The organism is Paenarthrobacter nitroguajacolicus, from assembly GCF_031455195.1.
In the GTDB taxonomy this organism is placed as follows: domain Bacteria; phylum Actinomycetota; class Actinomycetes; order Actinomycetales; family Micrococcaceae; genus Arthrobacter; species Arthrobacter nitroguajacolicus_D.
Genome location: NZ_JAVDSH010000009.1, coordinates 203,389 through 214,540 on the forward strand (window position 1 = coordinate 203,389; position 11,152 = coordinate 214,540).

10 protein-coding genes and 1 tRNA gene are annotated in these 11,152 nt (G+C 62.6%); 4 read left to right on the forward strand and 7 right to left on the reverse strand.

Annotated elements, in window-relative coordinates; genetic code table 11:
- The first annotated feature begins 79 nt into the window (after window positions 1–79).
- A tRNA-Pro gene (locus J2Y68_RS17975) sits at window positions 80–156 on the forward strand.
- Between the two features lie 114 nt (window positions 157–270).
- On the opposite strand, the gene J2Y68_RS17980 is transcribed toward J2Y68_RS17975, so the two are convergent.
- Window positions 271–495, reverse strand: coding sequence for a hypothetical protein (locus J2Y68_RS17980; protein WP_309995361.1), 225 nt, complete (start codon window positions 493–495; stop codon window positions 271–273).
- A 126-nt stretch (window positions 496–621) separates the two neighbouring features.
- On the opposite strand from J2Y68_RS17980, the gene J2Y68_RS17985 reads away from it, so the two are divergent.
- On the forward strand, window positions 622–1,896 hold the full coding sequence (locus tag J2Y68_RS17985; protein ID WP_257370949.1) for a helix-turn-helix domain-containing protein: 1,275 nt from the start codon (window positions 622–624) through the stop codon (window positions 1,894–1,896).
- Window positions 1,897–1,973: 77 nt separating this feature from the next.
- Here the strand turns inward: J2Y68_RS17985 and J2Y68_RS17990 are convergent, their stop codons facing one another.
- Together J2Y68_RS17990 and purD are read right to left on the reverse strand one after the other, a co-directional pair.
- Window positions 1,974–2,912, reverse strand: a complete 939-nt coding sequence (locus J2Y68_RS17990) for a phosphoribosylaminoimidazolesuccinocarboxamide synthase (RefSeq protein WP_309995363.1) — start codon at window positions 2,910–2,912, stop codon at window positions 1,974–1,976.
- Between the two features lies 1 nt (window position 2,913).
- Window positions 2,914–4,224 (reverse strand): phosphoribosylamine--glycine ligase, encoded by a 1,311-nt coding sequence (purD, locus tag J2Y68_RS17995; RefSeq protein ID WP_309995365.1) that lies wholly within the window; start codon window positions 4,222–4,224, stop codon window positions 2,914–2,916.
- A gap of 80 nt (window positions 4,225–4,304) precedes the next feature.
- Here purD and J2Y68_RS18000 point away from each other — a divergent pair, with 80 nt between their 5' ends.
- Both J2Y68_RS18000 and J2Y68_RS18005 read left to right on the forward strand, forming a co-directional pair.
- On the forward strand, window positions 4,305–5,330 hold the full coding sequence (locus tag J2Y68_RS18000; RefSeq protein ID WP_309995366.1) for an asparaginase: 1,026 nt from the start codon (window positions 4,305–4,307) through the stop codon (window positions 5,328–5,330).
- A gap of 13 nt (window positions 5,331–5,343) precedes the next feature.
- Window positions 5,344–5,745 (forward strand): sterol carrier family protein, encoded by a 402-nt coding sequence (locus tag J2Y68_RS18005; protein ID WP_309995368.1) that lies wholly within the window; start codon window positions 5,344–5,346, stop codon window positions 5,743–5,745.
- 46 nt (window positions 5,746–5,791) lie between these two features.
- Here the strand turns inward: J2Y68_RS18005 and J2Y68_RS18010 are convergent, their stop codons facing one another.
- The 4 genes from J2Y68_RS18010 to J2Y68_RS18025 all read right to left on the reverse strand — a co-directional run bounded on the left by J2Y68_RS18010 (window position 5,792) and on the right by J2Y68_RS18025 (window position 10,762).
- Complete coding sequence (locus J2Y68_RS18010) at window positions 5,792–7,279, reverse strand: cation:dicarboxylate symporter family transporter (protein ID WP_309995369.1); 1,488 nt, start codon at window positions 7,277–7,279, stop codon at window positions 5,792–5,794.
- Window positions 7,280–7,548: 269 nt separating this feature from the next.
- The gene (locus tag J2Y68_RS18015) at window positions 7,549–8,316 is read right to left on the reverse strand and encodes an SDR family oxidoreductase (RefSeq protein ID WP_309995371.1); all 768 of its coding nucleotides are present in this window, start codon (window positions 8,314–8,316) and stop codon (window positions 7,549–7,551) included.
- 32 nt (window positions 8,317–8,348) lie between these two features.
- Complete coding sequence (locus J2Y68_RS18020) at window positions 8,349–9,107, reverse strand: aspartate/glutamate racemase family protein (RefSeq protein WP_309995373.1); 759 nt, start codon at window positions 9,105–9,107, stop codon at window positions 8,349–8,351.
- A 92-nt stretch (window positions 9,108–9,199) separates the two neighbouring features.
- The gene (locus tag J2Y68_RS18025) at window positions 9,200–10,762 is read right to left on the reverse strand and encodes an NCS1 family nucleobase:cation symporter-1 (protein ID WP_309995374.1); all 1,563 of its coding nucleotides are present in this window, start codon (window positions 10,760–10,762) and stop codon (window positions 9,200–9,202) included.
- Between the last annotated feature and the right edge of the window lie 390 nt (window positions 10,763–11,152).

Consider the following 11,152-nt stretch of genomic DNA (forward strand, 5'->3'; position numbering starts at 1 on the left):
GTGAGGAGCGACACCCGGTCCTCGATTTCGCATCACGGGGCTATTCAGCTATCCTTGAACAGTTGCTTTCGCAGCGGATCGGGATGTAGCGCAGCTTGGTAGCGCGCTTCGTTCGGGACGAAGAGGTCGCAGGTTCAAATCCTGTCATCCCGACCAAACACGAGAATGGCGTCGAGAAATCGGCGCCATTTTTGTTGCCCAAAAGAAGGCAAAAAGAAACCCCCGGGGCCTCGCTCGTCACGCCCCGGGGGTTTCTTCACTACACTGGATTTACATAGGATCCGGCCAGTTGCCGATGGACATCGTGGTGAAGGTCGGCTCGGACGTCGTTGTCGCCTTGGTCGGCGCCGCCACGCGCATGGGATCGGGCCAGTTGCCGATAGCACTTACCGTGCTGGAGTCTCCTGCCGAAGCAGCGGAGACGACTGCGGGAGCCGCGACTGCCAACGACAGCGCGCCTGCCAAAGCCGCTGAAGCGATGATTTTCTTGAACATGGTATTTCCCCAATGCGAGTCGGATTCGTTACGGAAATTGCGTGGTCCCTGTTGACATACATTGTAAAATGTTTTCCACAGAGACTGTCAAGGTTTTGGTCAAAAGACACCTGTAGGAGGAACCCCGTGGGAAACGGATTCGGCGAGAAGCTACGTGCCGAACGGCTCGAACGTGGGTTAACGCAGGCCGAGCTCGGCAAAAACCTGTATTCGCCCAGCTACATTTCGCTGCTGGAGACGGGACGGCGGGAACCCACTGCCGAGGTCATCGAAGAGCTCGCCCGGCGGCTGGAACTTGCTCCCAAAGCCCTTGAAGCGTGGAGCCAGCCCGTTTCCGTCAGCGACGCCGAATATGTCCTCGCCGGACTCTACGCGCGGCAAGCCTGGGACCTCCGTGACTACCAACTCGCAGCCAGCCACGCCGCCACCGCAGCGCAAATCGCCCTTGAAGCCAAGAACAACAGCGCCTGGTGGAACATGACCTACATGCAGGCCGAGTGCGTGATGAAGCAAGGCCACCTCAAGGAATGCCAGCAGATTGTTGAGCACCTCCTGGAACACCCCATGGCCACGGAATCCGCAGGCCTGGGAGTGCGGGCCTGGCAGATGCTCGCCGCCGTGTGCCACGGACAAGGTCAGCTGGCCACCGCCGTCGAGCATGCAAAGCAAGCCGTGAAGCTGTGCGAGCAGCTGCCGAAAGGTTCCACCCTTATCATCGGTGCGCACCGCGCGCTGATCGGCGCACTCGCCGAAAGCGGCAAGCTGGACGAAGCATGGACGTACTGCCTGGCCATGATTGAGCACATGGACGAGCACTCCATGTCGCAACTGGCCGGCGAGGTCGCGTGGGTTGTGGGCAACGTTGCCTTCATGCGGCATGACTATGTGGAAGGCATCAAGCACCACGAGCGTGCCGCCAAGCTGCTCTCCCCCGCCAACGACATCGAACTGTGGGCCCGCTTCAACAAAGCCTCCGCCGCAGTCCGGCTGTCCTCCGGGATTGTGGAACCCGAAACACTGTCCGCTATCGAACGCGCGGAACTGGCCCTGTCCATCGTGGGCGGCAACAAGACAGACCAGCTCGAGGTGGCTTTCATCCGGGCCCGCTGGCTCTACCTGACCGGCGACATCCTCGCTGCGGTGGAGAAACTGCGCGAAATTTACGCCGACCGCAAAGTCCTGGCCCGGCACACTGCAGGCGAGGTTTCGCTGCTGCTGGGCAAGTCCCTGAAAGCCGCAGGCGAAACCACCGAAGCACTGCATTATCTGGAAGAGGCCCAGCACGACTTCAGTGCTGCCGGAGCCTCGGACCGGGTTCAGCAGGCCATGGATGCGGTGCTGGAGATCCGGCTCGCCGAGCGCCGCGCCGCTGCAACACACCCGGAACATTCTCAGGCCTGATTAACCAAAAAACTGGGGGACAGCACACGCTCTACTGGATATTCAGTAGAGCAAGTGCTGTCCCCCAGTTGGGTGGGCTACGCGAAGGTGCGGCCCGTGAGCTTTTCGTAGGCCTCGACGTAGCGGGCGCGCGTGCGCTCAACAACGTCGGCGGGCAACGCCGGCGGCGGGGTGTCCGAGGACTTGTCCCAGCCCGACTCCGCCGAGGTCAACCAGTCGCGGACGTACTGCTTGTCGTACGAAGGCTGGGACTGGCCCGGCGCGTACGTGGATGCATCCCAGAAACGTGAAGAGTCCGGGGTGAGGACCTCGTCACCCAACGTGATCACGCCGGTGGCAGCGTCGATCCCGAACTCCACCTTGGTATCGGCCAGGATGATGCCGCGTTCGCGGGCGATCTCCTCGGCGCGGGTGTAGATCTTCAACGTGAGTTCGCTCAGGCGGGCGGCGATGTCGTCACCCACCATGGCCACGACGTCGTCGTAGGTGATGTTTTCGTCGTGCTCGCCAACCTCGGCCTTGGCCGAGGGCGTGAACAGCGCCTTCTCCAAGCGCGAGCCGTCAACCAGGCCTTCGGGCAGCGGGATGTCACACACCGTGCCCGATGCCTTGTACTCGGCCAGGCCTGAACCTGTCAGGTACCCGCGGGCGATGCACTCCACGGGGAACATGTCCAGCTTCTTGCAGATCATGGCACGGCCTTCAACCTCGGCCGGGACGCCCCTCTCAACGGTGGAAGCGAGGACGTGGTGCTCGACGTCCAGCTGGTCGAACCACCACAGGCTCAGCTGGGTCAGAACACGGCCCTTATCCGGGATCTCGCTGCTCAGCACGTGGTCGTAGGCGCTGATACGGTCACTGGCCACCACCAGTACGCATTCCTGGCCGATCTTTTCCGTAATGGCTTCGTCGGCCGGGACGTAGAGGTCACGGACCTTGCCGGAGTAGACGTGCGTCCAACCAGGAAGCTGCAGGGCCTCGGTTTCCAGGCCGCCTGTGGGAAGGGAATCGGTCATGTCAGGCCTTCACTTTCGGGATGGTTCCAGTACCCGCGAAGGGAACCCGGATTTCGCCGCGGGCGGCCTTGCCTCCGATGTCCGTACGGAACTGCGAGCCTTCAAGCTGAACCAGCTCCACGCCGTCGTACGCTTTTTCCCGCGCTTCCACCAGATCGGAACCGAGCGCCACAACGGCCAGGACGCGGCCGCCAGCGGAAACCACCTTGCCTTCATCATCCAGCTTGGTGCCGGCATGGACCACGTGGACGCCATCCAATTCGTCAACCTTTTTCAGGCCACGGATCCGGTCACCCGTGCGGGGCGCGTCCGGGTAGTTCTCGGCAGCAACCACGACGGCGACTGCCGTGTCCTTGGACCAGCGCAGCTCTTCGGCGGTGTCCAGTTCGCCCTTGGCAGCGGCCAGCAGCAACGCGCCGAGCGGGGTCTTGAGGCGCGCCAGGACTGCCTGGGTTTCCGGGTCGCCGAAGCGGACGTTGAATTCGATGACGCGGGTGCCGCGGGAGGTCAGGGCTAGGCCGCAGTACAACACGCCGACGAAGGGCGTGCCGCGGCGGGCCATCTCGTCCACGGTGGGCTGGGCCACGCGGTCGATGACTTCCTGGACCAGGCCCTCGGGGGCCCACTCAAGCGGGGTGTACGCGCCCATGCCGCCGGTGTTGGGGCCTTCGTCGTTGTCGAAGATGCGCTTGAAATCCTGCGCCGGGGACAACGGAACAGTGGTGCGGCCGTCGCAGAGGACAAACAGGGAAACTTCGGGGCCGTCAAGGAATTCCTCGATGACCACAGTTCCACCGGCGTCGAAGCATGCCTGGGCGTGTGCCAGTGCTTCCTCGCGGTCCTTGGTTACCACCACGCCCTTCCCGGCAGCAAGGCCGTCGTCCTTGACCACATGCGGTGCGCCGAAGGTGTCCAGCGCGTCCGCAGCTTCCTCCGCGTTGGTGGCAACGCGGGCCATGGCCGTGGGGACGTTGGCCTCGGCCATGATCTGCTTGGCGAAGGCCTTTGAAGCCTCCAGCTGGGCTGCTTCCTTGCTGGGTCCGAACACCGGAATCCCGGCCTCACGGACGGCGTCGGACACACCGGCAGCCAGCGGCGCCTCGGGTCCTACGACAACCAGGTCCACGCCCAGCTTGGTGGCGAGGGCAGACACAGCTTCCGGGTTGTTCCCGTCGATCGCGTGGGTGGGAACGAGTTTGCTGATGCCCGCGTTGCCCGGGGCCGCGTGGACCTCCGAAACGTTTGGGTCTTCAAGCAGAGAGCGGACAATGGCGTGTTCGCGGCCGCCTGGGCCAATGACGAGTACCTTCACGGCTTCAAGGGTACTTTGTGAAGGGCGCGCGGCCTAAGCTGTGTCACTTCCCGGACCCCGTCGCGCCATAGACTTGCATCATGCCCATGAGTTCGCATGAAACGTTCAACGTTGAGTCTGCGGTGGAACTGGCAGTGATCGAACGAAGTGGCTTCATCGAGTCCCGGCACATCGGCGCGGCCGTCGTCCTTGCCGGTGACGGCTCTGTGGTCACCCGTCTTGGTGACATCGACGCCCCCGTGCTGGCCCGCTCCACCCTCAAACCCTTCCAAGCGCTGGCCTCCATGCAATCCGGCGTCCCGCTCCGCGGCGCCCAAGTTGCCATCGCCTGCGGAAGCCACACCGGTTCCCTGGACCACATGGACGTTGTGGAAGGGATGCTCAAAGCAGCGGGCGTGAAGGAAGAAAACCTCCTGTGCCCTGCCGCGTGGCCCCTGGACGAAACGGCACGCAACTGGCTGGTCCGGTCCGAACGCGGACAATCCAAGCTGGCTTTCAATTGTTCCGGCAAGCACGCAGCCTTCCTCTGGGCGTGCACCGAGAACGGCTGGGACCTGCGCAGCTACCTCGAACCGAACCACCCGCTCCAGCAACGCGTCCGTTCCGTCATTGAGGAATACAGTGGCGAAACCATCTCCCACCTGGGAATCGACGGTTGCGGGGCCCCCGTCGCGGCCCTTTCCCTGACTGGCGTGGCCCGGGCCTACTCCCGTTTGGCCAAGTCCCCCAGCGATTCCTCATCGAACGCACGCGCGGCCACCATCGCCACGTCCATGCTGGACTACCCGTGGGCGGTCCAGGGCCAGGGCGAGTCGAACACCATCGTCATGGAAGAACTGGAAGTACTGGCCAAAATCGGAGCCGAAGGCGTCCTGGTCCTTGCAACGTCCACCGGCGCCACCGTGGCCGTCAAGATGCTGGACGGTAACCTCCGCGCCACGTCCTTGGTCGGGCTGACCCTCCTTGCAGTGAGCGGAGCCGTGGACATTCCGGCGGTATCCAACGTTCTGGAACGCGTAGTGGAGCCGGTACTCGGTGGCGGACGTTCGGTGGGCAGGATCCGCCTTGGACACGCTGTCTCCGCCCTGCTCGACCAGTCGGCCTGAGAGGGAGAAACGAATGGCTGTTGCACGACGCCGCGTCGATATTTCGGAGGGCCGCGCTGCGCTGGCAGCCTGGCAAACCGCCGTCGAACGTTCCGAAACCGCCGGCTCGGACGCCGAAGCCGCACCTCCGCCGTCGAGGACCTTAATTGCGACGGCGGTCCGCTACTCCCTGGAGGAGGTCACCGCGCGGGCGCCCGGCAATTCGGTGGAGGTCCGGGTACCGCCGTTCGGGGTCACGCAGTGCGTGGAGGGGCCCCGCCACACGCGCGGCACTCCCCCCAATGTGATTGAGTGCGACGCCGCCACCTGGCTTTCGCTGGTGACAGGCCTAATCTCGTGGGCGGACGCGGTATCGTCACACAAAGTGACAGCCTCAGGTTTGAGGGCCAACCTCTCCGAACTACTGCCACTTTAAACAGGTGATGCCCTCCGGAGCTTTCCGGAGGGCATCATCACTTAAGTCAGTCGGGGCAGATCGGTGTTGTCGTCTGGCCCGGCTTACTCATCTCGAACTGCGGGATCTCATCGGAGGTCGGACCGCCGCGGAACTTCGGTGATGGGTTCTGGCCACTGCTGATGCGCTCCAGTTCCTGCTGCGCGTAGACGTCCTCTTTGCCAAGCATGATGGCCGTGTCCTCGTTGGTGATCTCGCCATTGAAGGCGCGAACCATGACGCTCCGGTCGAATTGGCCCTCCCACTTGGCGACAACGAACGTCGCCACACAGTTGCCGAGCAAGTTCACGACGACGCGCATGGAGTCCATGAGGCGGTCGGCTCCGAGAAGAAGCGCCACACCGGCAACAGGGAAGATGCCGAGAGCTGCGGCCGTGGCAGAAAGTGCCAGGAACGATGAACCCGGAACGCCGGCCATGCCCTTTGATGTCAGGAGCAGCACGCCGAGGGCTGCCAGTTGCTGGCCGAGGTCCAGGTGATGGCCGAACGCTTGGGCCAGGAACAGCAGCGAAATCGAAAGGTAGATCGCGGCGCCGTCGAGGTTGAAGGAGTAGCCGGTGGGAACCACCAAACCGGTGGTGGCCCGGGAGCACCCGGCGTTGGTCAGCTTGGTCATGATGCGCGGCATCACGGCTTCCGTTGAGGCGGTGCCGAGGGCCAGCAGGAACTCTTCGCGGGTGTACTTGAGGAACTGCCACAGCGGAACCCGGGCGAAGCCCCACGCCACCAGGAACAGCAAGCCAATGAAGATGACGGCCGCTCCGTAGCAGGAGGCGATCAACAGGGCGTAGGTCCCAAGCGTCCCCACGCCGTACTGGCCGATGATGAAGGCCATGGCACCAAAGGCACCGATCGGGGCCACCCTCATGATCCAGGACATGATCTTGAAGATCAGCTCCAGGACGGTTTCCATGAGGCTGATGACCGGCAAGCAACGTTCCCGGCCAATGACGACGATCGCCGCGCCGAAGAAGACGGAGAAGAACAGGACCTGGAGCAGGCTGTTGCTGGCGAAGGCCCCGATCACGCTCGAGGGAATGACGTCCAGGATGAAGGCGGCCGCGTCCTTGGGGACGGCATGGCCGGTCTTGGCGTCAAGTGCTTCCTGCGAAAGCGTTGATGGATCGATATTCAGTCCAGCACCGGGCTGAACGATGTTTCCTACGATAAGCCCGAAAACGAGGGCGAATAGCGTGGCGCCGGTGAAGTACAGGAGTGCCTTGACCCCAACCCTGCCGACCGCCTTGACGTCGCCCACTGCCGAGATTCCTGTGACGATCACGAGGAAAATCAGCGGGGCAATGATCATTTTGATGAGTTGAATAAATCCATCACCCAGTGGCCGGAGGGCAGACCCAATGTTCGGCCAGAAATGACCGATGAGTACACCTGCGACGACGGCGATCAGGATTTGAAAAAAGAGCGACTGGTACAGCCGCTTTTTCTTCTGCGGGGCCGAACTCGCCTTCAGCGCCGCGGGGTCTGGGATCTTCATTGATCTGAACCAATCAGTTTGGGAACAGCCCCTCGTTTTGGGGGGATGTTTTCAATGTAAGCCGGGTCACATGATTCCGCAAGGGGAAATTGAGTTTCCATATTATGGAAGTCACATTCGGTTGGAAGGCTCCGGGATGCGGGCCTCCACCACCTTGTTTGGGCGCAGAAAAGCCCGCGACACACTCCTCCTCAGGCGTGTCCCGGGCATTCAAAAGCAAAGTGGGTGGGGCCGGTACATCCACTCCCCCGGCGGGCGCTCCTAACTCGCTAGCCGCGGCCCACGAACGGCATGCCGGCTGCGGTGACCACCAGTGATCCGACACTTGCCGACGCCGGCATGTTGGCCATCATCAGCACGGCACGGGCTGCGTCGTCCACCGGGAACATCGGTTCCACCTTGCGGCTACCGTCGGCCTGCAGGGCTCCTGATCCGACACCAATCGTGTCCATGATTTCCGTGCGCGTGTTGCCGATGTCGATCTGGCCGCACGTGATCCCGAACTCCCTGCCGTCCAGTTCGATGCTCTTGGTGAGGCCTGTCATCGCATGCTTGGTGACCGTGTACGCCACGGATCTGGGTCTGGGTGAATGCGCCGAAATGGAACCATTATTGATGATCCGCCCACCTTGGGGTTCCTGGGCTTTCATGGTTCGCACCGCTTCCGCTGCGCACAGCATGGAACCGGTGACGTTGACCCGCAGTGTCGCTTCCCATTCGTCCACGCTGATCTCGCCGACGTCGCCCGCAGGACCAAAGATACCGGCGTTGTTGAACAGCACATCAACCCGGCCCCAGCGCTGGCGGACCTCGGCGAAGAGGCGAGCGACGTCGTCGGGCGCTGTTACGTCGCAAGGAACCGCAAGCGCGTGCGGATGATCGCCCGCAGTCTCAAGCAGCTGCGCCTCCCGGCGGCCGGCCAGCGCCACCCGGTAACCCTCCGCGAGCATCAGCCGGGCGACCGCCCGCCCTATGCCGGAACCGGCCCCGGTGACGACGGCGATCCTCGGGTGGGCGGGCAGGCTGGACTCAGTCATGTGTTGCCTTTCGGAAAATGCTTTGGGCAGCGTCAGTGTGCGGCTTCGGGCTGGTCTGTGGAATGCCGGGCTGCGGTTATCGGCCAGCCTATGACAGTCTTCGGGCGCGGCGTGGCGTAGGTTCGGACCTTGGACGTGGACAGGCCAAGGCGGACCAGTGACTCGGCGATGGTGACGGCCGAGGCTACGCCATCCACCACGGGAACGCCGGTCCGCTGGCGGATCTGCTCATCCAGCCCCGCCATCCCGCCGCAGCCAAGGACGATGACCTCGGCCTTGTCATTTCGGACGGCCTCTTCGGCCTGGCCAACAATCGCTTCGACGGCCCGCTCGGGGTACTCCTCGAGTTCCAGCACTGCCATGCCACTGGCCCGGACAGAGGCGCAGCGGGCGTCCAGGCCGGCCAGCTTGAGCCGGTCCTCGATGAGGGGCACCGCGCGGTCAAGCGTGGTGACCACCGAATACTTGTGGCCCAGGAACATGGCGGTGCTTGCGGCAGCCTCGGTGATATCCACGACCGGCACCTCCAGGAGTTCCTGCAGGCCTTCGCGGCCGTGTTCGCCGTAGCCTGCCTGAATGACGGCGTCGAACGGCTCCGGATAGTTGACCACAGCATCCATGACCGCGATCGCGGCGAGGTAGCTTTCAAAGTTGCCCTCGCAGGAGTCGGCGCCGAAGCGTGGCGTAATTCCGATAATCTCGGTGCCCGGAGCAGCCGCCGCCCGCGCCTGGGCGGCGATGGAGTCCGTCATGGACTGGGTGGTGTTGACGTTTGCGACAAGGATGCGCATGGAAATCCTTTCAACGGCGACGCCCACCCCCGGGGCAACTGGACCGGAGTCCGGCTGCCAATGAGGATGGGCCTGGCCTTGGTGCTGAGTTGCTAGTGGGTGCTTGCGACGGCGATCGGCTCACCGGACACGTCGTCGTGACGTTGCTTCTTGTCAGCAACGGCGAAGAACGTGAGGGCGGCGACGCCTGCTCCGATGAACCACGCGAAGGGTGCTGCTGGTGCCAGCGCCGGGATGAACGCTATGGCAACGGCGATGGCCGCGGCCGGGATCAAAGCGATGATGGCCCTTGGATTCACGCCGCGCTTGTAGAAGTAGGCGCCCTTGGGATCATCGGTGTACAGCTCGGGGACATTGACCTTACCCCGGCGTACCAGCCAGTAGTCGGCCATGATCACTCCGAACAGCGGGCCGAGCAAGGCGCCAAGTCCGCCCAGGAAGTACACGATCACGATCGGGTTGTTGTAAAGGTTCCAGGGCAGGATGACCAGGCCGATGGTGCCACTGACCCAGGCTGCCTTACGGAAGTTCAGGTGCCGCGGGAAGAGGTTGGTCAGTGCGTACACCGGCGCCACGAAGTTTGCCATCAGGTTCACGGCCACGGTGAGGATCAGCAGCGCCAGGCATGCCAGCACCAACAGGAGCGTGTTGGGGATGCTCTGGACAATATCGGAGGGGCTTTCGATGACCGTGCCGTTGATCTTGTATTGCCCGCCGGCCATGACCACGACAATGGCGCCGAAGACCAGCATGTTGATGGGGATACCCCAGAAGTTGCCCTTGACGATCGACTTCTTGGTGGTGGACGAGCGGGTGAAGTCGCAGAAGTTCAGCACGAAGGTTCCGTAAATGGAAACCCACAGGGCTCCGCCTGCGAAGATGGTCAACCACATCTCGCCACCTTCAAGGCCCTTGATCCCGGACCACTGGATGGCTCCACCGGCTTCGACAAAGACCCACACAGCGATGGCGGCCATGGTGACCAGGATGACCGGACCCGCGAACGCCTCGTACTTACGGATCATTTCCATGCCGAAACTGACGATGACAAGCTGGACGATCCACAGGGCCACGAAGGACAACCAGCCCAAGGTGGAAAGTCCCAGAATGGAGTTGCTGTCCAGGTCCTTCAGGCCTGGCGCCATGGCAACGAGCATGACGCGCAGGACGACGGATGCCAGGTATGTCTGGATTCCGAACCACGCCACGGCAACGGCGCCGCGGATCAAGCTGGCAATCTGCGCACCGCGGATGCCAAAACTGATGCGGCTCATCACGGGGAAAGGGACGCCGGTCTTCTGGCCCATGAACCCGGAGAAGTTCAGGAGGGCGAAGAGGAGGACCGCACCAATCCCCAGGGCCACCAGGATCTGCCACCCGCCCAATCCGAGCGAGAAAAGGCCAATCGCGAAAGCATAGTTACCCAGGCTGTGGACGTCGTTGGCCCAGAGGGTGAAGATGCTGTAGCTGGTCCACTTTCGGCCTTTGGCCTTGGTGGGGGCCAGGTCGATGTTGTAAAGGCTTGGGCTGATGGTACGGCCTGATGCTTCGGACGCAATTTCACATAGTTCTGTGTTGCCTACTGCACGGTGGTTGGGGCCACCCTGCGGTTCGTCCGGAGTCTCAGTGACGCCGACTGATGAAGTCGTCTGCATCGTGGATCTCCACTTCGTACTGCTTCCACATTGCGGAAACTAGTTATTGAATAGTGAAAGCACTCTATGACGCAGGTCACTTGTGGTCAAGGTGCTCCCGGTGTATGCAGGGTCACATTTGGTTGCCTGGCGACAGGATTGCCAGTTGACCGTTGCGGACAGGTGATCCGTGTTGACGCTGCCCATCGGCAGACGTAATCTCGAATTGCAGAATTTTATTCTCACAATACGAAATTCCTTGAGCGCCCCCACAGAGCAAGCGCCCAGACATTCAATGAAGAGAGGTTGGACGTGGCTGTAGGAGAAGAGACCTCACACATCCTCAGCGGGTTGACTGCCCAGCTGCCTGATCGTGATCCGGAAGAGACTGCGGAGTGGATTGAGTCCCTT

Excerpts from the sequence above, each read along its gene's own strand:
- J2Y68_RS18020 (WP_309995373.1), bottom strand. The coding sequence starts at position 9,107 with ATGCGCATCCTTGTCGCAAACGTCAACACCACCCAGTCCATGACGGAC.
- J2Y68_RS17980 (WP_309995361.1), bottom strand. The coding sequence starts at position 495 with ATGTTCAAGAAAATCATCGCTTCAGCGGCTTTGGCAGGCGCGCTGTCG.
- J2Y68_RS17990 (WP_309995363.1), bottom strand. The coding sequence starts at position 2,912 with ATGACCGATTCCCTTCCCACAGGCGGCCTGGAAACCGAGGCCCTGCAG.
- J2Y68_RS18010 (WP_309995369.1), bottom strand. The coding sequence starts at position 7,279 with ATGAAGATCCCAGACCCCGCGGCGCTGAAGGCGAGTTCGGCCCCGCAG.
- J2Y68_RS18025 (WP_309995374.1), bottom strand. The coding sequence starts at position 10,762 with ATGCAGACGACTTCATCAGTCGGCGTCACTGAGACTCCGGACGAACCG.
- J2Y68_RS18000 (WP_309995366.1), top strand. The coding sequence starts at position 4,305 with ATGCCCATGAGTTCGCATGAAACGTTCAACGTTGAGTCTGCGGTGGAA.
- J2Y68_RS18005 (WP_309995368.1), top strand. The coding sequence starts at position 5,344 with ATGGCTGTTGCACGACGCCGCGTCGATATTTCGGAGGGCCGCGCTGCG.
- J2Y68_RS18015 (WP_309995371.1), bottom strand. The coding sequence starts at position 8,316 with ATGACTGAGTCCAGCCTGCCCGCCCACCCGAGGATCGCCGTCGTCACC.